Origin of the sequence: Pseudoalteromonas luteoviolacea (genome assembly GCF_000814765.1) — a bacterium.
In the GTDB taxonomy this organism is placed as follows: Bacteria; Pseudomonadota; Gammaproteobacteria; order Enterobacterales; family Alteromonadaceae; genus Pseudoalteromonas; species Pseudoalteromonas luteoviolacea_H.
In genome coordinates this window covers 112581-136981 of sequence record NZ_JWIC01000009.1, presented here as the reverse complement: position 1 = coordinate 136981, position 24401 = coordinate 112581, and the positions used below count along the sequence as shown (strand labels likewise).

The 24401-nt window shown below is 44.2% G+C and carries 23 protein-coding genes and 4 tRNA genes; 7 read left to right on the top strand and 20 right to left on the bottom strand.

What is annotated here, in order from left to right:
* The first annotated feature begins 17 nt into the window (after positions 1–17).
* Positions 18–689, top strand: coding sequence for a GMP/IMP nucleotidase (gene yrfG, locus JF50_RS21330; protein ID WP_039611384.1), 672 nt, complete (start codon positions 18–20; stop codon positions 687–689).
* Positions 690–1069: 380 nt separating this feature from the next.
* Here yrfG and JF50_RS21325 read toward each other — a convergent pair whose 3' ends face one another.
* The 3 genes from JF50_RS21325 to JF50_RS21320 form a co-directional block, all read right to left on the bottom strand.
* A complete protein-coding gene (locus JF50_RS21325; protein ID WP_052262645.1) occupies positions 1070–1774 on the bottom strand; it encodes an alpha/beta fold hydrolase in 705 nt (234 codons plus the stop codon).
* Positions 1775–1818: 44 nt separating this feature from the next.
* A complete protein-coding gene (locus JF50_RS27285) occupies positions 1819–1989 on the bottom strand; it encodes a hypothetical protein (protein ID WP_160290506.1) in 171 nt (56 codons plus the stop codon).
* A gap of 341 nt (positions 1990–2330) precedes the next feature.
* Entirely contained in the window at positions 2331–2951 is a 621-nt protein-coding gene (locus JF50_RS21320; RefSeq protein ID WP_039611383.1) for a dUTP diphosphatase, read from the bottom strand.
* Between the two features lie 120 nt (positions 2952–3071).
* Here JF50_RS21320 and JF50_RS21315 point away from each other — a divergent pair, with 120 nt between their 5' ends.
* Positions 3072–3698 (top strand): peroxiredoxin-like family protein, encoded by a 627-nt coding sequence (locus tag JF50_RS21315; RefSeq protein ID WP_039611382.1) that lies wholly within the window; start codon positions 3072–3074, stop codon positions 3696–3698.
* A 48-nt stretch (positions 3699–3746) separates the two neighbouring features.
* On the opposite strand, the gene JF50_RS21310 is transcribed toward JF50_RS21315, so the two are convergent.
* The 3 genes from JF50_RS21310 to JF50_RS21300 all read right to left on the bottom strand — a co-directional run bounded on the left by JF50_RS21310 (position 3747) and on the right by JF50_RS21300 (position 7270).
* On the bottom strand, positions 3747–6083 hold the full coding sequence (locus JF50_RS21310) for a fatty acid cis/trans isomerase (RefSeq protein ID WP_039611381.1): 2337 nt from the start codon (positions 6081–6083) through the stop codon (positions 3747–3749).
* 16 nt (positions 6084–6099) lie between these two features.
* A complete protein-coding gene (locus JF50_RS21305; RefSeq protein ID WP_039611380.1) occupies positions 6100–6498 on the bottom strand; it encodes a hypothetical protein in 399 nt (132 codons plus the stop codon).
* Positions 6499–6604: 106 nt separating this feature from the next.
* Entirely contained in the window at positions 6605–7270 is a 666-nt protein-coding gene (locus tag JF50_RS21300; protein WP_039611379.1) for an SDR family oxidoreductase, read from the bottom strand.
* A 142-nt stretch (positions 7271–7412) separates the two neighbouring features.
* On the opposite strand from JF50_RS21300, the gene JF50_RS21295 reads away from it, so the two are divergent.
* Positions 7413–8159, top strand: coding sequence for a hypothetical protein (locus JF50_RS21295; protein ID WP_052262643.1), 747 nt, complete (start codon positions 7413–7415; stop codon positions 8157–8159).
* Here the strand turns inward: JF50_RS21295 and JF50_RS21290 are convergent.
* From JF50_RS21290 to murB, 13 genes are all read right to left on the bottom strand, one after another.
* Positions 8149–8946 (bottom strand): VOC family protein, encoded by a 798-nt coding sequence (locus tag JF50_RS21290; protein ID WP_039611378.1) that lies wholly within the window; start codon positions 8944–8946, stop codon positions 8149–8151. The genes JF50_RS21295 and JF50_RS21290 overlap by 11 nt on opposite strands.
* Positions 8947–9127: 181 nt before the next feature.
* Positions 9128–10315 (bottom strand): beta-ketoacyl-ACP synthase, encoded by a 1188-nt coding sequence (locus JF50_RS21285; protein WP_039611377.1) that lies wholly within the window; start codon positions 10313–10315, stop codon positions 9128–9130.
* Positions 10316–10427: 112 nt separating this feature from the next.
* Entirely contained in the window at positions 10428–10874 is a 447-nt protein-coding gene (locus tag JF50_RS21280; protein WP_039611376.1) for an acyl-CoA thioesterase, read from the bottom strand.
* 458 nt (positions 10875–11332) lie between these two features.
* Complete coding sequence (locus JF50_RS21275) at positions 11333–11599, bottom strand: phosphopantetheine-binding protein (RefSeq protein ID WP_039611375.1); 267 nt, start codon at positions 11597–11599, stop codon at positions 11333–11335.
* 216 nt (positions 11600–11815) lie between these two features.
* A complete protein-coding gene (locus JF50_RS26470; protein WP_052262640.1) occupies positions 11816–12532 on the bottom strand; it encodes a beta-ketoacyl synthase chain length factor in 717 nt (238 codons plus the stop codon).
* 710 nt (positions 12533–13242) lie between these two features.
* Entirely contained in the window at positions 13243–14427 is a 1185-nt protein-coding gene (tuf, locus tag JF50_RS21265; RefSeq protein ID WP_039611374.1) for an elongation factor Tu, read from the bottom strand.
* Between the two features lie 139 nt (positions 14428–14566).
* Positions 14567–14642, bottom strand: a tRNA-Thr gene (locus JF50_RS21260).
* Between the two features lie 12 nt (positions 14643–14654).
* Positions 14655–14729, bottom strand: a tRNA-Gly gene (locus JF50_RS21255).
* Between the two features lie 45 nt (positions 14730–14774).
* Positions 14775–14859 (bottom strand) — tRNA-Tyr (locus tag JF50_RS21250).
* A 42-nt stretch (positions 14860–14901) separates the two neighbouring features.
* Positions 14902–14977 (bottom strand) — tRNA-Thr (locus tag JF50_RS21245).
* 117 nt (positions 14978–15094) lie between these two features.
* On the bottom strand, positions 15095–15793 hold the full coding sequence (locus JF50_RS21240) for a type III pantothenate kinase (protein ID WP_039611373.1): 699 nt from the start codon (positions 15791–15793) through the stop codon (positions 15095–15097).
* On the bottom strand, positions 15793–16788 hold the full coding sequence (gene birA, locus JF50_RS21235; protein WP_039611372.1) for a bifunctional biotin--[acetyl-CoA-carboxylase] ligase/biotin operon repressor BirA: 996 nt from the start codon (positions 16786–16788) through the stop codon (positions 15793–15795). Before birA ends, JF50_RS21240 begins: the two co-directional genes overlap by 1 nt.
* Entirely contained in the window at positions 16781–17791 is a 1011-nt protein-coding gene (gene murB / locus JF50_RS21230) for a UDP-N-acetylmuramate dehydrogenase (RefSeq protein WP_039611371.1), read from the bottom strand. The genes birA and murB overlap by 8 nt, the downstream gene beginning before the upstream one ends.
* A 186-nt stretch (positions 17792–17977) precedes the next feature.
* Here murB and JF50_RS21225 point away from each other — a divergent pair, with 186 nt between their 5' ends.
* The gene (locus tag JF50_RS21225; RefSeq protein WP_419177524.1) at positions 17978–19765 is read left to right on the top strand and encodes a M1 family metallopeptidase; all 1788 of its coding nucleotides are present in this window, start codon (positions 17978–17980) and stop codon (positions 19763–19765) included.
* A 56-nt stretch (positions 19766–19821) separates the two neighbouring features.
* Here JF50_RS21225 and JF50_RS21220 read toward each other — a convergent pair whose 3' ends face one another.
* Positions 19822–20421: a DUF2057 domain-containing protein gene (locus JF50_RS21220; RefSeq protein WP_039611369.1), complete on the bottom strand. Its 600-nt coding sequence runs from the start codon at positions 20419–20421 to the stop codon at positions 19822–19824.
* A gap of 155 nt (positions 20422–20576) precedes the next feature.
* Here JF50_RS21220 and JF50_RS21215 point away from each other — a divergent pair, with 155 nt between their 5' ends.
* From JF50_RS21215 to JF50_RS21205, 3 genes are all read left to right on the top strand, one after another.
* A complete protein-coding gene (locus JF50_RS21215; RefSeq protein WP_039611368.1) occupies positions 20577–20948 on the top strand; it encodes a histidine triad nucleotide-binding protein in 372 nt (123 codons plus the stop codon).
* A 227-nt stretch (positions 20949–21175) separates the two neighbouring features.
* Complete coding sequence (locus JF50_RS21210; RefSeq protein WP_039611367.1) at positions 21176–21832, top strand: helix-turn-helix transcriptional regulator; 657 nt, start codon at positions 21176–21178, stop codon at positions 21830–21832.
* A 181-nt stretch (positions 21833–22013) separates the two neighbouring features.
* Positions 22014–24173, top strand: coding sequence for an ATP-binding protein (locus JF50_RS21205; protein ID WP_039611366.1), 2160 nt, complete (start codon positions 22014–22016; stop codon positions 24171–24173).
* Positions 24174–24401: the final 228 nt, after the last annotated feature.

Below are 24401 nucleotides of genomic sequence, written 5' to 3'. Positions count from 1 at the left end.
TTTGTAGTTAAAAGCCTATGCTAAATTGGTCAAAAATCGATACCGTCTTGCTCGATATGGACGGCACCCTTTTAGATCTTCATTTTGATAACCATTTTTGGTTGGAGGTCATCCCCAAAGCCCATGCACTCAGACAGGGTCTGACACTTGAACAAGCTCGCGCAGATATTCTTGCCAGATATGAAGCCGTAACAGGACAGATAGAATGGTATTGCCTTGATTACTGGCAAGCAGAACTTCAGCTACCGATCATGGAACTCAAACGCGAAGTGGAACATCTCATTTCGCTCAGAGAGGATGTGCCAGACTTTTTACAGGCGCTCAAAGATGCAGGTAAAGAATTAGTACTCCTTACCAATGCCCATCCAGATAGCTTAAGCCTAAAAATAGAACGCACCCAGCTCATTGGCGCACAATTCGATGGCTACTTGGACAAGATCATTTCGACACATGAATACGGTGTCAGTAAAGAAAGTCAGTCCCTTTGGCAGCAAGTGCAAGCAGACCTTGGATTTGATAAGTCGCGGACTTTATTTGTAGATGACAGCTTAAGCGTATTAGCGGCAGCGAGAGAGTATGGGATTGGCCACTTATTGGCGATCAATAATCCTGACAGTCAGCAACCTCCTAAAGAGATCACTGACTATATGGCCATCAGTGACTATCGTACACTCTTACCCATCGCATAACTTGCGCTTAATCACACGAGAATAAGCCATGATCCTGTGGCTTAGCGAAGTCTAGATATTCAACATCTAGACTTTTCCACATTGCCTGAAACAGACTCGCCAACTAGATATCGCTTTCATTTCAATATCGTGTATTTACCCATCAGCAGTAGACTTACACCTATCCTGTTTAAGCTAGGCTGCTTAACTACCCCATATCTTCACATACTGCGTTCATGACAGCGTGCTCTCTGCCTTTGAGGATACACGGCAATAAGCATTTAAAGATCATCAAGGCTAATAGACTGTCATTCCTCTTCAATCACCTACGGCAAAAGCATAGCTGTTCCCAAGCCACTGAAAAAAGCTCCCCTGTATAAATAGGCTATGTCTTTGTCCCTTTAACCTTTAGCTGAATAAAATAAGTTAAGTCGCTCAGCGAGTGCTTCTGGCTGCTCCAATGGCACCATGTGACCACAATCATTGAGTACCGTTAGCTGTGCATCAGGTAACAGTTCTGCCATTCGCTTGAGGTCTTGCCAGGCTACTTGCTGATCGTCTCGTGCCGCAATGATCAATACCCGACACGTTAAACTACAAAGCCTCGCACTTAAATCCTCTCTATCAGATGTTTCTTGCACTTGGTTCAGCAATGTAGCACCTCCAAGCGTTTTATCCATCGCTTTGATCACCTCAATAAGCGCCTTATCTTGCCATCGATTTGAGCCAATAAATTGTTGTATGCGACGGGGAGACATGCCTGGATATGTGTTTGCTTTTAAAAAATTGCGCATCGTATTCCGCGCCAGCTTTTCACCCTTGTTCAAGCCAAACGCACTGCAGGCAATTAGCACCAAGGAGTCCACTCGTTCAGGGTGAGCTAATGCGTACTCTAGTGTCAAGTAGCCGCCCATTGAAAACCCCAGCAAGTGCCCGGATGAGGGAAGTTCATCACCAATCTTTTCTAACATATGTGCTCGAGTAGCACACTGTTCTATGGCGATATGACTAGGCTTTATATGCGCCCTCAGTAAAGGCGTAAGCCGCTCCCATAACCTGTTATTACACTGTGTTCCCGGCACCATCGCTAGGCGCTGTAATTTCAAACCAATCCTCCAATATCCATAGTGAAGTGGTGTAGTTGAAGCACTTAACCAGCTAGGCACACTGTCGCAGGTTGATCACCATGTGAGGGCAATGTCACGCGCACAATCCCTGGCCTATCAAAACCAAAACCCTGATGTGAATAGATGTCTTTTGGTCGCGTCAGCCCTGCACAATTGCGGGCTTCCCCATCACCACTTGCTGAGGTCCAGTCCATGTTATGCGTATAGAGCGCCTGTTACTCAAACAATGTGACTACCAGTATTGCTTGTTTATTTTCATCCACTATGTATACAAAATACGGATCATTCTTGGATATCATGGCCTTCTTGAGGCACTGCCAAACAATGTCGTCACATTATGTTATGAAAGTAATATTCAAAGGCATGTCAATTGTGCACTGCGTATTTATTGCCTACAAAGCCCGTGATATAACGCGCAGCCACATTATGCCATTTTGATTGTTTTCACCACATATTGCCGCCAGCAACCTCTCAACAAGATCGCTGGCTCGACGGCAACGCGTGACGAGCGCCCTTTTGTTACCCAGTGGATAGTTTATACAGGATAGCGTGCCTGTAAGCCGCTATATACTTGCTTAGCAAAGTCTGGATGCTCAGTGTCTAGACTTTTGACTATCTCCACCAAGTGCTCATTATCCTCTTTGCCATCCCACTCTTTGATGTAGGTACCCTCTTTATAACCGTGATCTTGACGGAAGAAGTTCAACGTATTTTTACCCACATATCCTCGATATAAGTCGTCGATACTCATACCTATTTGCGTCATGCATCCTGCAAATGCTGCCGCATTGAATGCTTTGTCGGCCACTGCACTGGCTGCCAATAACTCAAGCGTTTGTTTGAAGTCATCGGCTTGGCTTGGAGCTGCAAGCTCTTTATCTAACTGCTTTGCTAACTCTTCAAATGAGGTTTCGCCATCAATTCGCAGTGATAAACCAAAGTGAAAAATATCTACCAGCTCTAAAATCACCTGCTCTGTGTCTGGGGTTTGTTTTTTCCACCACTTCCAACCGTAGTGGTCTAGCATTTCTGCACACTCGACCCAAATTGCTCGATACCATTCAAAACCTTGACTAAACCATTGCTCATGCACCTTGGTATTCATCGCATTTTGCATTTCCAGCATCACCACCAGCTTTGTGATATTTGCAGACATATTCGCTCTCTTTGACCTGATAAATTATAAAAGTTACACACAATATCATACCCGAGCGAAAGCCTTTCGTCACTTTGCCTGTCTATTAACACTGACTATTCATTTTTTATCGAGGAACTTATGCAAGTATTACTCTTTGCTTTACTGTTAGCTGTGCTACCAAGCGCATCTGCGGCCACTGTCACCAACATCAGTAATTCACAAGAAACGGTAGCGCCGCTGCTACCGGGGTTAGACGCACCAGCGATGACATTAAAAAATAGTCAGGGTAAAGCGGTCGATTTAGCCAAGCTATATCAAAGCAAAACGACCCTCGTGGTCGTTTATCGTGGCGGATGGTGCCCATACTGTGTGCGCCAACTAAACGGGATCCAAAAAATTGAGCCGCAACTGAAAAAATTAGGTGTTCAGATAGTAGCTATTTCACCAGACTCTCCACAGTCTCTTGCTAAAAGCACCAGAGAGTCACCCAATTATATGTTGTTGTCTGATGCTGAGCTGGCTTATTCTCAAGCACTCGGGTTGGCTTACTACTTGGATGATAAAACCGCCAAAGCATATCGTAACAAGCTAGGCGTGAACTTTGTTGACCTTGATGGGAAGGACCGTGTTGCACTCCCTGTGCCTGCAGTCTTTGTTATCGATAAAAAGGGCTTAATTCAGTTCCAATACGCTAACCCTAATTACAAAGTGCGTTTGGACGAAAATGTGTTACTCGCTGCTGCAACAGCGGCCACTAAACTTTAAACGAGGCGACAAGTGGTGTCAGCTTAGCTGCTGTCACCACTTTTTTATTTATCGATTCTCTAATCGGTTGTAATCAAATAGACCAAACTCTACACCTCGTACCTGCTGTGCAATCTGATGCAACAAGTCACTATATTGCCAAAACTGAGGGTGGGTGCGTCTGATCCCAAACTGCGCTTTTAACGCCTGATAGCTTGCTTCATCCGAGACCTGCTTTAACCCCTCACTAAACGCTGCCATATGCACTTGATTTGGCAAATACCAGATGGCTTCTGGATAATCTCCAACAAAGCCTGGTAACAGGGTCACATAATCCTCTTTATAAGCTCGCTGGCCTGCTTCATTAAGTAAAGATGAGATATTAAAGTGGGCATTGTGGCGCAACAAAGTATAGCCCTTAAGTTCGCCCAACTCGTCATTTACCAAAATAAACGTCACTTGCGGCAATGTATTGATGGCTTCAATGGGTAAATGATTCAGTGTTTTTAACGCCTCAGGGACTGACATGTAATCATATTCTGTATGCAATACAGGCGCTAAGTAGGCTGTCAATTTGTCATAGAGCTCACGTTGTGGGTCGTGACTGTGATACTGAATATGGCTCGGTGCGCCCAACAAGCTCTTGCGATTAATAAACTCACTTAAACTCAAATGAGAGTTGCGATACCAGTACTGCTTAATCGCTTGGCGGTGGCTTTGTGGCAGTAAGTTCAGGAAATTCTGCTCACCTTCAAGACGTAAAAAATCCATATACAAACGGGTGATCAACTGATGACCTATGTTGCCATAGACATCAAACCCTGCAACAAGAAGATAGTGAATACGTTCGAACAATGCATAATCCAGTACCCAAGCGGTTTTAGGCTGCTGCCCTACAAACCCTTTAACGACAGTGGCACTATTAAAGTGTCTGAAAATAGTCAGCGCAGCATTGGGATTATGACCATCCCCTTGCCAAATCAAATTTAAATCAAGTTTACCGCCTTGATTAAATATCTCTTCCGACAAACGCGTTTTTGCTTTCAAGTAATCACTCTGATGCTTCGCGTATTTAGCCCAGCTCGATAACGGCAATGCATTGCTCTGCTCAGCCGCAGGCAACAACAAGTCATCATCATGCGCCATCAATAGCGCTTCGACTGCAGGAGACGCATTTTTTTCAGGGTCAACAAACGCCACCCAAAAGTGATCATTAATCACATTAAGTGCTATTTGACCACGACATACAGGGCCTTTAATGAAGCCTTTAACAATCAATTCAGCTTCATCCAACATAAATTGATAGCGAGATTTAACCGGTATAGCTGCAAATGTCTTAAATGGGTTTGCGGCCAATTTGGGTGCATAACCTGGCAATTCAGATACTTGATAATCACTGCCAATAAACTGTGCATACAAGCGGGCCATTTTTTTATCACTGAGTGCCAACGGCAGATGTGTTTTAGACAAAATGGTGCTGCGCTCATGCATTAGGCGATAATACACTCTCGACACTTTTGGATCATCAAAGGGCCGAACTGTGGCAATAAGCTCTATCGGCTCGCCCGGCGGAGTTTTAGACCGCACCAATTTAAAAAAGTCTGAATGGCTATGGTCACTAAAGTAGATGTTGGCCAAATACCAATGCTCATAAATATACCGAGCCGCTAACTGATATTTATTCCCTGATTGATTTAAAAAAGCTTCCCACTTATTGACCTGTGCCATAACGGAAGCAGCAGGTGCTGGGACCTCGCTCATTAAGGCACCTTGCTCTAACCACTTTTGCAGTTGTGCATACTCAGTCGAAGTCAATGCTGGCAATCCATAAGGCATACCCGCATGCGGATTATCCTTTGCATAGTTATCGTACTCATCCATCGTCGGGCACGTTTGCTGCCTGTCCAACGCAAAATCATACTCTTCACCCAACACGCTCTGCTGTGGGAATACCGTGCGCTGTTTCAGTAGCAAGCTGTGATACATCACACTGCCTTGTAAATTAGCATAAGGGGTTTGCACACGCTCATTTAATACTGGCGTAAACCCTTTATCTCGCCACTGCGCAGTGGTCGTTGCATCAAATAAAAGGCGCGTTGGTGGTGTCGCTAAAATACGCGTCCCGTCATATACCAACGCTTTACTGAGCCCACGCTCAATCCCTTGCGGCGAACTCAGCTTCAGCTGACAGGGCGCATCATAACACCCGTGACACACCACACAGCGATTGTCTAAGATCGGTTTTACCTGCTGCAAATATTGTGCTCCGCCTTGTCGGTATTCAACCAAACGTTGGCGCGGCTGCTCTGGTCCAAATAAGTCATCATAATGACTGACACCCAGTACTGCACAACCACTGAGCACAAACAGAGCACTTGCCAGCCAAATAATACGCTTTTGCAGCATGTATCTACCTCTTTAACTACGTATTTTGCGTTTCGTCTTCATGTTCATCTTCGTCATCATCAAGGCCTAAGTCAAACGTCGGCATCATGTCTACAGGCGGAGAGACGAATAACATGTCCTCACTCACCGGACTCAATACCGCACTGAGTACAGGGCCATGATTTAAGATCAATTGAACCTGATGACCTTCACTCAACACAGCAGTATAGCTGGATTCAATATCAGTCAACTCATAGTGCTCTATGGGAATGCTCATATTTTGCTCTGGCGCTGGGTTTTGGCATAAATTCGCCAATAAATCCGCAGTGAGATTAACCGATAATTGCATATCAGGAGAGTCAATATCGCGTGATTCAAGCTGTTCATTTAGTTGAAAAAGAGGAAGTGTTAAAGGCGTATTTTCTTGCAGTTCCATACGGGTCTCTGACGTGATTTTTTTGCAATTGTAGCATAGTTCACTAAAGCAGCCCCGAATTACACACAAAGGGTCAAATATATTGACCCTTTAGTTTAAAACCCATTTACCAAGGCAGCAACTCGCCATTTGAATGCCAGAAAGAACCGCTGTTAGATAAGGTCAACTCGTCAATACGTGTGATCAGTCGCTGTGCTGATTCTTGTGCTGAAATATCACCAGCAAAATTAACCATTTGCGTTTGTACAAACCCAGGGTGTAACAAAGCAACAGAGATCCCTTTAGGTTTAAGCTCATGCGCTAAACTCACCCCAGCCGCATTCAGTGCCGCTTTTGACATGCGATAACCAATATAAGCACCGGATCCGTTGTCTTCAATGGACCCCATACGACTGGTGATCATGGCCACTTTTGCTCCGCAAGCTAATTGGGATTGCAGCGCATGCGTTACACGGAGCGGTGCCACAGCATTGACGGCAATTTGCGCCTCTACCCTAGAAAAGTCCATATCAGCGAGGCTTTCATTGCTAAAAATACCGGCATTATTGATGAGTATATCAATGCGCTTAGAGGCCAGTAAATCAGCCAAGTGCACAACATCTTGCTCTAAACTCACATCAATATTGTCAATAACATCTACGTTTAACGCATCTAGCTCTGTTGATGAACGTCTCACTACCGCTGTAACTTGATAGCCCAGCGCCGTATATTGACGACAAAACTCCAGCCCAATGCCTCTATTTGCCCCAGTGATCACTACGTGTTTGGTCATGTTTCCCTCTAAGCTTAGGTCACGATTTATCTTAGTTGTTGGGGCAAGCTCTTCGAGATTCAAGAGAATAATGACACGCAAACTGCGTGCATTTGAAGACTTCTGCTAGGCTTAAACCAAGCAGGAAAGATTAGGAAGCGTTGTGTATCGCTTAATTGCATTGATGCTACTATGGGGGTGTAATCAACCACTCGCCAAAGAGTTCAACATCAATATCAGTGAAGGTTTGTCGTTTCATTTAGCAAAAGAGCAAATCGAAGACATCTTCACACGTATTTATGGTCCGCTGGATATCAAACCGACATTCCACTATTTGCCCACACAGCGCGGATTACAGTGGGTCGATAGCGGCCGCTTTGATGCAGAAGCTGGGCGTGCCGCAAATGAAATGAGCGCATACACTCAGCTTGTTGCGGTTCCTACTCCTTTAGCCACAGTGCGACTTGCTGTGTTTTGCTTGAAGCCAGAGCAGTGTCATATCAATAATGACAGCGACATTATCACCATTGAAGGGAGTTTGATCACTACCAGTTTTTGCCGGCGCACTAAATTGAATTGTCATGGCGTAAAAAACAACATTTCTGCTTTCCAAGCATTAACACGACACCATAGCCATCAACTGCTTGCAACCGACCACTTTAGTATTGGATCTTTATGTAGCTCTGGGCTCAATAAAATTTATATGCGCATATTACCCGCCAAAGGCATTGTTATTCGTCACTATATCCACAAAAAACATCAGGCACTGGTGCCCAAGCTAGATGATATCATTCAGGGTATGATGAAAAGCGGCGAGTTTGCCGCCTTCATTGATCGTATAAACAACGGGTTTGCCAATTGCAATGGAGAGATCATTAAATTACCAAGCAGCCCAGCTGCTAGCTTGTGATTTCATCCATACTTGAAGCCATAATGGAAAATACCGCCCCTTGAGGATCCGTTATCACTGCAAAGCGTCCCACTTGTGGAATATCTGTTGGCGGCACACAGACCTCTCCCCCCAATGATGTTGCTTTTTCAGCTAATTTGTCGCAATCCAGCACTGCGAAGTACAACATCCAATGTGGAGGGAGCCCCTGCCATTCATCCGTCATTTCCAGCATGCCCGCAACCGGTCTACCTTGATGACTAAACACCACGTAATCCATGTTTTCCATGGCTTGATGATCAGCTTGCCAACCAAGTAAATTACAGTAAAACGCTTCACTCTTTGCACTGTTTTGACTCGCCAATTCATACCAATACGGTACGTTTGCTTCTAGCTCTCTTTGTGTGCCGGTGTGCGCACCTGCCTGCCAAAGGGCAAAATGCGCCCCACCAGGTTCATGTAACATCACCATTCTGCCCGCTTCAGGCACATCATGAGGACCTGCAATGACCTCTGCACCTAATGCTTGCGCACGCTCTGCCATTTCATCGACATTATCAACCGCAATATACCCAAGCCAATGGCTGGGTATTTCTGCAGCTTGTTGTTCTGGCATCATCTGATACATCGCTGCAATGTCAGAGCCATGTTTTTGTAGCATGGTATAGAAGCAACCATCTCCTATTGGTTGATCGACATTTTGCCAACCAAACAATTGAGTATAAAATGTTTTGCCAGCAGCCCAATCAGCGCTGCACAGTTCAGACCAACAAAATGCGCCTACCTGACTTCGTTCTATTAATGCCATATGACCAATTCCTATCTGGTATTTAATATGTACAGTTAAGCAGATTTTTTGTCATTCGCAATCATGGTGTTGAGCAACTCCGTACCATTGTTACTTTGCCTGTTAAGCCTTAAGCGCCCATACCAACACCGTCGCACCTTCAAATGGTGTTATCTTTTTCTGTACAGTGCACCAACAGTCATCAACTCTGCACCTTATCAACTTTCCCAATAACCACGCTGATGTTATTACCACCAAAAGCAAAGGAATTACTTAAGCAAATACGCGAAGCTTGTTTAGTGACAGACTCAACCAGTTGAATTGGGTGTAGTGATTCATCACGTGGTTTAGTCATTTTATGTGTTGGTAACGGCGTGTCAGGATCGGTTAAATGCAACCAACAAAACCCCAGCTCCAATGCACCCGCTGCGCCTAGTGTGTGGCCTGTTAAGCGCTTAGTGGAGCTACAAGGCACCGAGTCAGCAAAAAGTGTATACACTGCCCGTGATTCCATTTCGTCATTTTTTTTCGTCCCCGTGCCATGCAGGTTAATATAATCTATATCACTGGGCGTCAATGTCGCCATTTCAAGCGCAATATTAATAGCACGAATGGCTCCATCGCCACTTGGGTCCGGTGCAGAGATGTGATATGCGTCAGAGGTTTCACCTACTCCCAGCAGCGACACAGGGCCTGCTTGTTTAGACATCACAAATAACGCTGCCGCCTCACCAAGGTTAATCCCATCTCGACTGGCACTAAAGGGCTCACATAAGCTTTGCGATGTTGAGTCTAACGCTTCAAAACCATTGACCGTTAACTGGCACAGTGAATCAACACCTCCACATAGCACAACATCTGCCATATCTGTGTCGAGCAACATATGCGCAGTCATGATGACTTTGGTACTTGAACTACATGCAGTAGAAATTGTATAGGTTGGCCCATTCACTCCTAGATACTCTGCGAGAAACTCAGCGGGCGCAATCAGTTCCTGACATTGATGACCATACTCGGCAGGGAAAGCATCTGTTTCCATATAATGCGCGACCGCTTGTTCGGCAGTACCCACTCCCGCAGTCGTCGTGCCAATGATCACCGCCACTCGCTGTTTATCCACGCCCGCCAACATAGCGGACAAAGTCGGCTCTAACTGTTTGATCGCCATCAGTGCCAACGCATTGTTACGCGTGCGCTGATATGAGGGAAAAACAGACATATCAGGCAGCTGCCCGTTCACTTTGCCAACGTAAACAGGTTGTCCTTCCAAATGTAATTCACGATCTAAACTTTGATACTCAACTTCTGGATGGTGCAAAGCGTGTTTCACTTCGTTTTTATTATTGCCAAGTGCACATACCACCCCAAAATCATTTAAAAATGTCACCATCACTTTCACTCAATATTATTTTTCTGTCAGTAAGCTCCAATTACAACGCATTTGTGCCACTGTTAGGCGTTTTATCAGGCCAAAACTCTGTCCATCATACCCTCGTTGCTACCTAGTTTGGCATACTGGACGTCTCTATCGCGGCACGTAACCTATCAACAAGAGGTTGTGGTGTCGTAAACTGCATTGACTGGCTAACCATTTCCACCGCTACTTGCGTCGTCACACCTGTCGTTAATTTTTTACCTGTATCAACATCCGTGATCACATACGCTATTTTCAGCCGATCTTCATATTCCACTAACTGTGCACAGACATTAATTGTTTGACCGAATACACATGAACCAATAAACCGTGTTTGCATGTCGATAATGGGCCATACATAGCCAATTTTTTCCATGTTGTCATAACCACACTCGTATGCACTCAATAGCTTACAGCGTGCCACTTCAAAATAACGGGCATAATTACCGTGCCACACAACATTCATTGGATCACAATCATGAAACGGAATTTCAATTTCTACACTGGTTTCAAGCAACGGCTTAAACTTCCTCATATCACCTCCACCTTTGAGTTTGAATAGCCACTATAATCTCTTTCCATGCTTACTCCGATGCCCTCACTTTTTCCAACTTAGAAAGCAACACATCAATCTTGTCAAATATCACCTCGACAGCACGTATCTGCTCATCGCAACTAAATTATTTTGTGCAATACGCAATTACCCAACACGACAGAATGACCATCAATCGTGAAGCCCCCTTAAATTGAACTTACTCGATACCGCCATCACAGGGCTTAATTTAAAGCACCATAAGTTATATTTGTAAGCACTTACAATCAATGTAGAACAGTATTCATAATCCCCTAATTTACTTTTCCACTATCAACGGTGTCAGTATTGCGCGTGTAGGCGCGTCTATTTTCACATACGCTGCGCTAAAACCTGCTTTGCTTGTTGGCTGGACCTTGTCGTCATTTATCGTTCATCAGGGCGGCCCTCAGAAGTGGGCTTTATGCGGGCTCATGGCTAACAATCAATGCACACAAACTAGTTACAGATGCGAAATGCTGCTTGGTATCCTCACTATTAGCGTCAATTTTTACGCCATATCGCTTCTTAATAGCCAGCCCAAGCTCAAGCGCATCAATGCTATCCAAGCCTAAGCCATCATTAAACAGAGGTTCATCATCGATGATCTCTTCTGGTGAAAGGTCCTCAAGATCAAGACTATCGATGATGAGTTGCTTGATTTCTAAACGCAGTTCAGTGTGTGTCATTTTTGTTTAACTCCTTTTTATACCCCACTCAATTCACGCATAAACTAATGCCCCAGGGGAGTATGACCATATTCAAGACTAGAACCCAGACCAATCTTTAACAAAAGGTTAATCAAAGGTTCCCAATTAAGATACTATCACTGTTTTTTTGTTAACTCACTTTAATTTTACTAAATTTGATTCCGCCACTCATGCATCGAAATGTGTAGGCGCGATCTATGAGCTCAGCCGCTCCACAGTCCAGCTCTGCTTTTGACCAGATAGGTGCAACTGGTCCTGCGATGTCTCTAACCATTTCGCAAATTCAATTGGGATTGCCGGACTGTCAGCACTGCTGGCAGTAAACTGAACATCTCGCGTAAAGCTTAAAGTATGTGGATGAGGGGTGTGCGTATCCTCAATGTTGGATAAAACCATGGCTAATGCATAATCATTTTGCTGTTCATCACCATAGTGCTGGAACTGCTCGGGCAGGCTTTGATCAACTAGTACAACAACCACTTTATTTACGTGCTTACTCGATAGACGTATATACGCATCGGTCAATGCTGCAAATAAACCCTCTTTGCCTGCAGCAATCGAGGTGATGGGTACTTTTTTTTGCATAAATATCGAGTACATACCTGCTACGGCGTTATGCACAGATAAACTAAAACCAGATGGAGAGAGGCTTTCTTTGTTCGCTAAGCTAGTGAGTAATTCGCTGGTTTTATGAAAATCACCATGTCGACTGGCAAATACCAACTCCCAATCTTCGTCTTCTAACAACCGCTCGTCTAAGTTCAACAAAGCACCTATCGCAAGCTTTGAAAAATTACTTAAACGCCTTTTCTGAATTGGCTTTAATGTGCTGATCAGGTCTTTTAATTCAATTTTCCCTATTTGGGTAGAACTAATAAAAAAACTGTCATCTACTGCGAGTTCAAATCTCATATGACTCTTCCCATATACATGTTCAGTAAGTTTAAATGTTTCTAAACGAGGTATCCTTAACCAATTCATGTTACCTCAATCGATCTGTGCTCGCCATGGGAAATTGGATAAAAAGGTTAAAAAACGCCCTGATTAAGGAATTTATTAATCCCCTTAAATCAAAAATGGAATATATTTTATCGATTTCATGGTCATTTTTTTGTCATAAAGATCAGTGCAAACTGCAACGACAACGAGCAAAGCGAGCACGTTCAATTTGCGCAAGGTGATTAACGTGCAAAATGTAACGATAACGAGCGAAGCGAGTACGTTCAATTTGCGCAAGGTGAAGTGAGCAGTTGTAACCGAAGATAACCAATGCACCTCCATAAACGCAGCAACCAGCTCAAAACGAGCAGAACATGGATCCTGAAACGAGCTCAGGATGACGTAGTGCAAAATGCAACGACAACGAGCGAAACGAGTACGTTCAATTCGCGCAAGGTGATAACGTGCAAAATGCAATGACAACGAGCGAAGCGAGTGCGTTCAATTTGTGCAAGGTGATAACGTGCAAAATGCAACGACAGCGAGCGAAGCGAGTACGTTCAATTTGCGCAAGGTGAAATAAGCCGTTTTAACCACCGCTAAAGCAGAAAATAGGCATAAAAAAAGCCGCTCATTGAGCGGCTTTTTAATATTCGTCTATCGAATTAGTTAACGTGTAACTATTACTCGATGATTGATGCTACAACACCAGCACCAACTGTACGGCCACCTTCACGGATAGCGAAACGTAGACCTTCGTCCATCGCGATTGGGCAGATTAGCTCTACAGTCATCTTGATGTTGTCACCAGGCATTACCATTTCTACGCCGTCTGGTAATTGGATGTCACCAGTTACGTCAGTTGTACGGAAGTAGAACTGTGGACGGTAACCTTTGAAGAAAGGAGTATGACGACCACCTTCATCTTTAGAAAGTACGTATACTTCTGAAGTGAACTTAGTGTGCGGCTGGATTGAACCAGGAGCTGAAAGTACTTGACCACGCTCAACTTCGTCACGCTTAGTACCACGTAGAAGTGCACCGATGTTCTCACCAGCACGACCTTCGTCTAGAAGCTTACGGAACATTTCAACACCCGTACAAGTTGTCTTCGTAGTTTCTTTGATACCTACGATTTCAACTTCGTCGTTCACGTTGATGATACCAGCTTCAACACGGCCAGTTACAACTGTACCACGACCCTGGATTGAGAATACGTCTTCGATAGGCATGATGAATGGCTTATCGATGTCACGCTCTGGCTCTGGGATGTAAGAATCTAGTGCTTCTGCAAGCTCAACGATCTTGTCTTCCCACTGTTTCTCGCCTTCTAGTGCTTTAAGCGCTGAACCTTGGATTAGTGGTAGGTCATCACCTGGGAAATCGTACTCAGAAAGAAGTTCACGAACTTCCATCTCTACTAGTTCGATTAGCTCTTCGTCATCAACCATGTCACATTTGTTCATGAATACGATGATGTAAGGTACACCAACCTGACGTGAAAGTAGGATGTGCTCACGAGTCTGAGGCATAGGACCGTCAGTTGCAGCAACTACTAGGATCGCGCCGTCCATCTGAGCAGCACCAGTGATCATGTTTTTAACGTAGTCAGCGTGTCCAGGACAGTCAACGTGTGCGTAGTGACGAGTTGGAGTATCGTACTCTACGTGTGAAGTTGCGATTGTGATACCACGCTCACGCTCTTCTGGAGCGTTATCGATTTGAGCGAAGTCACGTGCTTCACCACCGTATACTTTTGCAAGTACGTTAGTGATTGCTGCTGTTAAAGTTGTTTTACCGTGGTCAACGTGGCCGATTGTACCTACGTTAACGTGCGGTTTCGAACGTTCAAACTTTTCTTTTGCCATGACGGAACCTATAAGTTTTTGTGTATCTAGATTACATATAAAAATAATCCACGCGCGCGCGCGGGGACTATGTTTATTCTTTACAATTATAAATGTTTTTGTGACAAATCAAAGGAAGTATTTGGGAAGATCCGGAGACTGGTGCTGATAGGCAGATTTGAACTGCCGACCTCACCCTTACCAAGGGTGCGCTCTACCAACTGAGCTATATCAGCACACCAGAAATCTGGAGCGGGCAGCGGGAATCGAACCCGCATCATCAGCTTGGAAGGCTGAGGTAATAGCCATTATACGATGCCCGCTTTAGGAACCTGTTCTTAACTACCTCAGAACCGTCAAGAATAAAGTGGTGGAGGGAGCTGGATTCGAACCAGCGAAGGCTGAGCCGTCAGATTTACAGTCTGATCCCTTTGGCCGCTCGGGAACCCCTCCACATAAAAATTCTTTTCTAAAGCGTGTTCTAAATCTTGAAAATGGTGCCGACTATCCGAGTCGAACGGATGACCTACTGATTACAAGTCAGTTGCTCTACCAACTGAGCTAAGTCGGCACTGCTTTAGTACGGGGCGAGATATTAGAGCAACCGCTGACACTATGCAACAGTTAAATCAAAAAAAATCGCAATTTCTTGTTTAAATGCTCATATTTACAACAAAAACTCTACTATTTAATCGTTTTGTTGATATTTACGCCAATAAATCAGCCCTTGCATAACCAAGTCATCAAAATAGATACCTTTAGGATCAAGGTGTTGCTGAATAAGCTCGCCATATCCACCCGCATAAATGAGCTGTACGTTTTCGCCCATTTGCGTCACTGCACGCTCGGCAAGTGCAACAGTCGCACTCAGCGCTGCATTTTTTACCGCATTAGGTGTATTGGTCCCCAGCTTTGTATCGAACAATGTATGCGTGTCACTGAATACTTTTTGTGTATTGGCCACCAAGCTGTCGATCATCATATCGAGTCCGGGCAAAATCCATCCCCCTTGGTGCTGACCCGATGCATCCAGCACATCGACTTTAGTCGCTGTTCCTGAATCAACAATCACGCAAGCTTGGTTGGGAAATAAATGAAAACTGGCAACCACGGTAAGCCAGCGGTCTATACCTAAGTTTTGAAACTCTGCATACGCACATTTTAGTGCTCCTAAAGTGGGTGAGACTGAAGCAAATAGATAAGGCACTTGATGAGACTGGGCGTGTTGCAATATCGGCGTTAAGTCCTCGTTACTGCCAACTTGCGCTATCAAGACTTCTTCGATTTTGTGCCAAGGCACGTGCGCTTCATTAATAAGCACAATCTCGCCTTGATACTCAGTGGCGACTTTCACGGCGGTATTACCAACATCAACGAGCAAGCGCATCACGACTCCTTACGCAGTGAAATTTCACCGCCATAATAGGTTTTACGCTCACCATCTTGGCGTAAGATTAAACCGCCTTGATGATCAATACCCTCACAGATCCCCCGCCACTGCCTTTGCCCTGTGCTCAAACTGACTACTTGGTCACGAAACGCATTCAACGCATTCCACTGCGTAACCATGTTACTTAAACCATTTTTTTGATACATATGCAGGCGCTTTTGCAAACATAGGGTCAATACTACTGCCAGCTGGTTTTTATCTATTTCGGATACATGCTGACTTAAATCAGTCCAAGCTTGGTCAATATGTTGAGCGGCACTGTTTGGCATGGCCACGTTTAAACCAATACCAATCACCAGATGACATGGCCCTTCCATTTGCCCATCAAGCTCTACTAACACACCCGCCAACTTGTGCTCATTAATATAAATATCATTTGGCCATTTAAGCTGCACATCCAAATCATACAATGCGCTGAGTGCGTCATGCACAGCCAATCCGACTGCCACAGACACCCCCATGGCCGCCTGCATACCGTCCTCAAAATGCCAGTAATAACTGTAATATAAATTGGCGCCAAATGGCGATTGCCATTGCCTGCCGCGTCGACCTCGACCGGCCTGCTGCATCTCTGCCACCAGCACCTGTCCTGATGTTAGCCCCGCGTCTTTAGACTGAATGCGACGCATCAGCTCACTGTTAGTCGAGTCAATGATAGGCTGCACTTCTATTTGACAAGGTTTGTCGGTCAGCGCCTGCCAAACTGGTAAGATTTTATGTTGATCTAATAATGGTAAGCTGTGATTTAAGCGATACCCTTTGCCAGTGACTTTAAAAATATCAATGCCCATATCCTGCAAGGATTTTATATGCTTTGAAACAGCGGCACGGCTTATCCCCAACTGCTCACCTAATGCCTGACCAGAAATAAATTGGTCTCGGCTCAGTGCACTTAATATTGCTAATTTATTTCCGACAGGTGCTTTAACCATGCATGCTCCCAGCTGAGTATTCTCCTTGCGCGGCGATTAGACGTACTTCAGGTATTAACGCAACCGCAAACTTATCCCACACCGACTGTTGAATATGCGCAAGCATGGCGAGTAATTCAGTGCCATCACCTTGTTGATCATTGACCAGTACCAATGCTTGCTTGTCATACACGCGGATACCCCCAATACGATGATCTTTTAAACCAGCTTGCTCAATGAGCCACCCAGCGGCCAGTTTCACTTTGCCCTTTGTGACCGGGTATATTGGCATATCAGGATATTGTTGTTTTAATGTATCAACTATTTGCGCTTCAACAACAGGGTTTTTAAAAAAGCTACCCGCATTGGCGCACACTGTTGGATCAGGCAATTTACTGCGTCTTATTTGCATCACTCGCTCTGCCACTGATAGAGGGTTAACAGACAGCCCTTGCAACGCTTTCAGTGGTCCATATGCTAATATCGGTTGCCACTGCTTGGGGAGTTTAAGTGTGACTTCTGTGATCACAAATTGGCCTTGCAATGGCCCTTTAAAGACTGAGTCACGATAACCAAACTGGCACTGAGCTTTATTAAGCTGTACAAAATCTCGCTTTGCAATATCAAAGCCTGTTAGTGAGTCAAAGACATCAGCCAGCTCCACACCATAAGCGCCGATATTTTGCACAGGTGCTGCACCGACGGTACCCGGTATTAACGCCAGGTTTTCGAGTCCACCTATGCCCATATTCAGTAATTTGATCACCAATTGATGCCAGTTTTCACCTGCGGCTGCACGCACATGATAGTGCAGCTCGGTTTCTGTGATCTCGATACCACGATTTGCTATCTGCACTACGCTGCCTTGGAAATCTTCTAAGAAGACGCAGTTACTTCCCTCTCCCAAAATAAAGAAAGGGGGTTCAAAATCTATTTCTTTTAACTGCTCTGGCGCCTCAACCACCACCAATTTTTGGCAATGAGAAGGCAAAGCAAACGTATGTAAGGACTGCAAAGCGTGCACAGAAAGCACCTATAAAATACCAACTATTCCCTCTAGTTTACCTGATTGATGCCGCTAACGCATCCAAGTGCCATTTACGCTGCGAAGTGGTATAACAACGGCGACACTCAATCATGAGCAAGGATAAAAATGAAACTCTCAGCCTTAACTTTTGGCCTCACATTGGCAGGCCTCTCTCATACTGTTATGGCGGCAGATGCCGTCGACGAGCATACTTTTTCAAACCTAAAAGATGTAGTAAGCACACACTTACACCTAGATCTCAATATCGATTTTGAGGACAAGCAACTCGAGGGGTTTGTTGAACACACCCTAGCATGGCAAAACCGCCATGCACGTACACTGGTACTGGATACCCGCGACCTTGAAATTGATAAAATTCTCTATCAATCACCACAGGGAAAATGGCTACCAGCACAATTCACGCTCGCACCGCGCAGTGGAGTGAAAGGCGCAAAGCTCACTATCCAATTCAAACATCAAGCGAGCAAAGCTCGAATTTACTATAACAGCTTGCCACAAGCGTCTGGTTTGCAGTGGTTAACGCCAGTGCAGACTGCAAGTAAAACCCACCCTTTTATGTACAGTCAATCTCAAGCCATCCATGCCAGAAGTTGGATCCCTGTACAGGATACGCCAGCGATGCGTACCACCTATACAGCGCGTATTCAAACGCCCAAAGATGTCCGCGCAGTCATGAGTGCAGACAACGCCGAAGCGTTTGTGAAAGATGGTGACTACTGGTTTGATATGCCACAGGCTATCCCACCTTACTTAATTGCCATTGGTGCAGGTAACCTTGAATATAAAGAGATGTCTCATCAAACTGCGATTTTTGCGGAGCCACAAATTCTCGACGCTTCTGTGGCAGAGTTTAATGACACACAAGCCATGATAGATAAAACCAATGCCATGTACGGTGAATATGCATGGGGCCGCTACGACTTACTTATGTTGCCACCGAGCTTTCCATTTGGTGGGATGGAAAACCCACGCTTGTCATTCATTACGCCGACTGTCGTTGCAGGTGATAAAAGCCTAGTTAACTTGATTGCTCATGAACTGGCACATTCTTGGTCAGGTAACCTAGTGACCAACGCGACTTGGGAAGATCTATGGCTCAATGAAGGTTTTACGTCCTATGTTGAAAACCGCATCATGGAAGAGGTTTTTGGTCGTGACCGTGCGGTAATGGAGCAAGCGCTAGATGCAGCCGGTCTGCGTGCACAGCTCAAAAACATTCCCGCGCCAGACACCCGATTAAACTTAAAACTCAATGGCCGCGATCCGGATGATGCCTTCAGTAAAGTGCCTTATATCAAAGGTCAGTTATTCCTCATTTATTTAGAGGAAAAATTTGGTCGAGAAAAATTTGATGTGTTCGTCAAAGGCTATTTTGACGCCTATGCATTTAAGTCGCTGACTACCGCTGAGTTTGTTCAATACCTGGATAAGCACTTATTAAAAAAGCACCCAGGTATCGTTTCATTGGACAAAGCCAAAGAGTGGATCTACCAACCAGGACTGCCGGCAGATGCACCAAACCCAACTTCTGATGCTTTCAATCAGGTTGATAGCCATATGCAAGCTTGGCTTAGCGATAATAAGTCACTCGATACTCTACCTACCAGCAACTGGACAGTGCATGAGTGGCTTCATTTTTTAAATAATCTGCCAAGAGATCTGGCATTAGATAAGATGGCTGCCCTAGACAAGGCATTCAACCTGACCAACTCAAGTAATGCCGAATTGGCATTTGCGTGGTACATGCTAGCAGTAGGCAACGGTTATCAGGCAATTTATCCCGCCCTAGATGCACACCTCAGTGGCATTGGTCGACGTAAACTCATCGTACCTTTATATAAAGCATTAGCAAGCACAGACAAACGTGATTGGGCGTATCGTGTTTATCAAAAAGCACGTCCGGGCTACCACCCGTTAGCGCAAGGTACCGTCGACGCGATTTTCAAATAAATAAAAGTAGAGATAAAGCTGTGGCTTTATCTCTACTCTACTTTATCTGGCGCTGTTCAGTGCTGTGCATCAATAGACATTAAAAACGCGGTGCGTTGCTCAGGCGTCGCCTGCTGCCACCAAAACTCCAACATAGACACCGCATCGGGCTTGCCTGCTCTGGGGGCGACATGATCTGTGCTGCTTTCTTTTTGACTGTGTGCTCTGACTACCGTAGGCACCGGCTCACGGACTACTGGCATGGGCGCTGCGGCTATTTGCTCCTTTACACGCTTTGCTGCGACTGTGTCGCCTTTTTGTGGCTGCAGCCAAATTTTCGGAGACTTGGCAAACGCCCGTGCTTGCTCTACATCCTCAATGGACTCGAAGCGCACTTGATAATCACGATCTTTGATGGTCACTTCCACCCAAAACGGCTTCGAATTGACGACTTCATGCTCATCATAATCAAGTTCAAACAAGTCTGAATACTTCACTTTAATTCGATGCACACCCGCAGGTAACTCTAACTGACGTACCTTGTTAAAAAAAGAATGCTCTATCTCACGGTCATTCACTTGCAAAGGCAGCAATTCTTCTGGGAAATTAACTTCCCCCGCAACAGAAATACCACTATAAAGTGCTATAAAAATTCCAAATATACTAATTTTCTTCATATTTCCTCTTTATTTGATTGCTACCTTGGTAGTGAAAGGTATTTGTGCCAAATTTAGTTACAATTATGAACAAGCATCAATTGTAATTTCCCTTGTATCTTGTAGAGTCCGCGCTATGCTGAACAGCTAAACTAACGTATATAAGGAGAAAAGTAATGGCCCAAGAAACGATTTTTACAAAAATAATTAATCGTGAAATACCTGCGAATATTGTGTACGAAGACGAAAAGGCACTTGCGTTTAAGGATATAAATCCTCAAGCACCTTTTCATGTGTTGGTGATACCAAAGCAGCCAATCGCAACAATTAATGACGTAAACGAAGAAAATGCACACTTAGTTGGGCATTTACATTTAGTCGCGTCTAAACTTGCGAAAGAGCACGGATTTGCTGAAGACGGTTATCGCGTTGTAATGAACTGCAACAATGATGGTGGACAAACCGTATACCACATTCATCTACATGTATTAGCTGGACTTGAAATGGGCTGGCCTCCGTACCAAAGTAGGAAAAAAGTAGTATCTTAAATTATTCTTTGTTAAAAAATGTAATTAACTAAGCTATTACTCTACTAAAATAAATTAATATTAAAATCAACAAGTTGAAGCATTCACAAAATTAAGCTGTTTACAAAACAGGCTATCGTGCCAAACTTTATATTGTAAACATCTTTTTATTGATGAAATTTCTAATACAAAAGGTCTGATTCACGTGTTAGCATTGCGTTATCAGACAGAATGAGAGTGTTTTCCAAATGAGCAGTACTGCATTTTTATTGCTAGATAAAGAGCCTATCAACACGATAGGAATAAACGTTTTACAACCCCTGTTAAAAACTCAAGGGTTAGACGTCATCACAGGAACTGATATTTCCGAAGTACCTGAAGATACTCGGTTGCTTTTTATTGAAACGGCAGTCAATGATGCATGGGGCAAACTTAAAGAGCAGTTAGTAAACCTCAAAGTGAGTTGCGACATCGTGCTGTTCAATTTAGATGAAAACCCTGAATTGGCTAATCGCGCATTGCTCAGCGGTATTCGTGGTGTGTTTTATACCACAGATAATGCAGACGTGTTAATGAAAGGTATCCGTTTACTGATGGAAGATCAGCTATGGTATCGTCGTGAAATCATGTGTAATGCATTAAACCGCATGTTGCAATTCAATAAAGACGCCCTGCACAAATTAACTGAAGGCGATATTGAGCCAGTCAAATTGACTAAGCGTGAAAAAGCAATTATCTCGTTAATGAGTAAAGGCGCGAAAAATAAAGAAATCGCGGAAGATTTAAATATCAGCCCACATACGGTTAAAACCCATCTATACAGCGCATTTCGTAAAACTAAGTGCCGTAACCGTATCGAGCTACTGTCATGGGCACAACAAAATATCCCTGACGAGATCCGCTAATACTCATCATCGAGTACACTTCTAAAGTCTGTAAAAAGCATGCACCTCGCATGCTTTTTGTATTTTTTCCTATCACTTAATCTCTATACTTGCTATCTCATTATTTTCTTGGCGCTTTGCTTTACTGCATTAGGTCTTCGCTCTATCCTAGGTACGTCTATTAATTGTTAACAAAGTCTTTATGTTGGACCATAAAACCCTGTATGTAGCCAGTGCAGCAATGACAGCGATGATGACGCTCATCAATTACTTAACTTGGCGTGCGAATAAAAACACACCAGGCGTACTGTTATACATTTTTTACCCCCTTATCCTATTTGCTGCCATATCTATGTTTGCACTGCATAGCTTTTTATCTCAGTGGCAAACCATTGGTATTGCAAACACCTTACTATTTTTGGCATCCATCATACATTGTTGGGCAATAAGTCAGTTTTTAGGGCAGCGAGGCATCGAATTCAGGACCTATTTATTTGCCACTTTGGCCCTGCTCTCTGCACTCATTTACTATGCAATGGTCGATGATAATTTGCGAAAACGGATTTTAATCTCTGATCTACAACATATTGTCGAAGCGATCTTACTGAGCTATTACTTTATACGTTATGCTCGTAAGCAATACCCCAATGGCAGCATCGTTTATTTAATCGTCCTCAGCTTTATTTTCACGGCTTTTATAGGACGCTCGTTATTCATGGGAGACGTCGACCAAGTATCCTTATTTGTCGACCCATGGTTTTCGATCGCCATCTTTTTTAATGGCGTTTTAGCCCCCATTTTCTATGCCACTGGCATGGCACTATTATGTAATGAGCGGCGCGAACTTAACCTCAATAAACTGACCGAAAAAGCCCAAAAAGATCTCGAAATTCGCGGTTTATTTTTATCCACTATCAGCCACGAGATCCGCACCCCTTTAAATGGTATTTTAGGCAGTGCACAACTGGTCCTTAACCGCAGTCATGATCAGCATAGCAAAGCCTATTGTGAGGCCATTATCAACTCCGCAGAATCTCTCAATTTATTGATAGACAAGGTACTCGATTACGCCAGTTTAGATCAAAGTGACGAAGTGCTCTCCTCCGAAGATGTCGAATTAAAGAGTTGGCTCGATAACCTATGCTTGTTGATGAGCCCACTAGCCGAGCAAAAGAAACTCACTTTTACGCTGCTCTATGATTTGCCAGACCAAGTATGTTATTACTGCGACCAACAAAAACTGCGGCAAATTTTGCTTAATTTAGTAGGTAATGCCATTAAGTTTACGGACAAAGGGGAAGTCAAACTTCGCGTCGAACTGCTAGAAGAAGCCAACATGTCTCATATTGTGCGCTTCAGCGTCGTCGACTCAGGTCCTGGCATCGAAGAAGAGGACATCGACAAGCTGACCGAACCTTATGTACAGAGTAACGCGGGTAAAACCAAAGGTGGAACAGGCCTTGGTCTGGCTATCACGGCACGCTTGCTGAGCAAGCTTGGCAGTCAACTTGAGATCATCAGTGAGCTTGGCAAAGGCAGCTCGTTTAGTTTTGACGTCAGTTTGCCTGTCGGCGAGTTAAGTTTGGTAGAGCAGCGCCATCACAACCCAGAATACCCAACAGGGCTCTCTGTTTTATTGGTTGAAGACTTAGACCTCAACCGTAAAATTGCCATCGAATTTATGGCTGCGGACGAGCATAAGATTAAGCTCGCATACGATGGCACCAGTGCCATAGAGCACCTGAAAGAATATGTCTTCGACGTTGTGCTTTTGGATATGAATTTGCCTGATTTCACCGGCCAAGAAGTCCTGAGGCACTTACAAACGATTGAGCACAAAAATAAGCGCACACCCTTTTTGGCATTTACCGCGAGCTTGAGCCCAGAAGAAATCAAAGAATATTTATCTCTTGGTATCAAAGATGTGGTTGGTAAGCCCATAAAACAGGAGAAGTTGCGTCAAGCCATCAGTGACTCACAAAAAGCGCAAAAGCCGGATATGCGGGTCGAGTTGAGCGATACTTTGTATGATGATACCGCCGTCAACTCACTTAAAAGTGGTTTCAGCGAAGATGAAGTCTCCTCTATTTACAATGAGTTTGTATTGTCTGCTCGTAACAAATTAATCCATATCCAACAGTTGCTGACTGAGGATGAAGAACAATGTATTAAGTCTCTGCATCGCCAAGCCAGCACCGCTTTGCAGCTGGGCTTTAACCGCTATGGCCTTGCCTTGAAAAAAATAGAGCGTCGTTTACTCGATGGTAAGTCTTGTGATGATGATTTAACCCAAGCCATGGCATTGTGGCAAAAAAGCTTAGAAGCCTATTTGCAGTTTGTTCGTCAACAGACGCTCAATTAGCCTCAACTCTCGCCGCATTGCCTAATCAGTGCGGCGCTTTTTGCATGCCTATGACATCAAGGTAACGAATACATTTAAATAAAAATAGACAAAGTTTGTATAAAAATACTGCAAAACTGCCGCATTTGAGCGCACTTTTATCGCCACCTTGTCGACTTTAGTAAAAAAATTCGCCATCCTACACGGGTAAATTACAAATTAGCTCACAACAAGACAAGAAACCAATAC

What these genes read in the sequence shown, in the direction of transcription:
- JF50_RS21310 (WP_039611381.1), bottom strand. Translation starts at nt 6,083, where the DNA reads ATGCTGCAAAAGCGTATTATTTGGCTGGCAAGTGCTCTGTTTGTGCTC.
- JF50_RS21220 (WP_039611369.1), bottom strand. Translation starts at nt 20,421, where the DNA reads ATGAAGAAAATTAGTATATTTGGAATTTTTATAGCACTTTATAGTGGT.
- JF50_RS21240 (WP_039611373.1), bottom strand. Translation starts at nt 15,793, where the DNA reads ATGCGCTTGCTCGTTGATGTTGGTAATACCGCCGTGAAAGTCGCCACT.
- yrfG (WP_039611384.1), top strand. Translation starts at nt 18, where the DNA reads ATGCTAAATTGGTCAAAAATCGATACCGTCTTGCTCGATATGGACGGC.
- JF50_RS21275 (WP_039611375.1), bottom strand. Translation starts at nt 11,599, where the DNA reads ATGACACACACTGAACTGCGTTTAGAAATCAAGCAACTCATCATCGAT.
- JF50_RS21320 (WP_039611383.1), bottom strand. Translation starts at nt 2,951, where the DNA reads ATGTCTGCAAATATCACAAAGCTGGTGGTGATGCTGGAAATGCAAAAT.
- JF50_RS21315 (WP_039611382.1), top strand. Translation starts at nt 3,072, where the DNA reads ATGCAAGTATTACTCTTTGCTTTACTGTTAGCTGTGCTACCAAGCGCA.
- JF50_RS26470 (WP_052262640.1), bottom strand. Translation starts at nt 12,532, where the DNA reads ATGAGATTTGAACTCGCAGTAGATGACAGTTTTTTTATTAGTTCTACC.
- JF50_RS21305 (WP_039611380.1), bottom strand. Translation starts at nt 6,498, where the DNA reads ATGGAACTGCAAGAAAATACGCCTTTAACACTTCCTCTTTTTCAACTA.
- JF50_RS27285 (WP_160290506.1), bottom strand. Translation starts at nt 1,989, where the DNA reads ATGGACTGGACCTCAGCAAGTGGTGATGGGGAAGCCCGCAATTGTGCA.
- JF50_RS21205 (WP_039611366.1), top strand. Translation starts at nt 22,014, where the DNA reads ATGTTGGACCATAAAACCCTGTATGTAGCCAGTGCAGCAATGACAGCG.
- JF50_RS21300 (WP_039611379.1), bottom strand. Translation starts at nt 7,270, where the DNA reads ATGACCAAACACGTAGTGATCACTGGGGCAAATAGAGGCATTGGGCTG.
- JF50_RS21285 (WP_039611377.1), bottom strand. Translation starts at nt 10,315, where the DNA reads ATGGTGACATTTTTAAATGATTTTGGGGTGGTATGTGCACTTGGCAAT.
- JF50_RS21225 (WP_419177524.1), top strand. Translation starts at nt 17,978, where the DNA reads ATGGCGGCAGATGCCGTCGACGAGCATACTTTTTCAAACCTAAAAGAT.
- JF50_RS21280 (WP_039611376.1), bottom strand. Translation starts at nt 10,874, where the DNA reads ATGAGGAAGTTTAAGCCGTTGCTTGAAACCAGTGTAGAAATTGAAATT.
- tuf (WP_039611374.1), bottom strand. Translation starts at nt 14,427, where the DNA reads ATGGCAAAAGAAAAGTTTGAACGTTCGAAACCGCACGTTAACGTAGGT.
- JF50_RS21290 (WP_039611378.1), bottom strand. Translation starts at nt 8,946, where the DNA reads ATGGCATTAATAGAACGAAGTCAGGTAGGCGCATTTTGTTGGTCTGAA.
- JF50_RS21210 (WP_039611367.1), top strand. Translation starts at nt 21,176, where the DNA reads ATGAGCAGTACTGCATTTTTATTGCTAGATAAAGAGCCTATCAACACG.
- JF50_RS21215 (WP_039611368.1), top strand. Translation starts at nt 20,577, where the DNA reads ATGGCCCAAGAAACGATTTTTACAAAAATAATTAATCGTGAAATACCT.
- birA (WP_039611372.1), bottom strand. Translation starts at nt 16,788, where the DNA reads ATGGTTAAAGCACCTGTCGGAAATAAATTAGCAATATTAAGTGCACTG.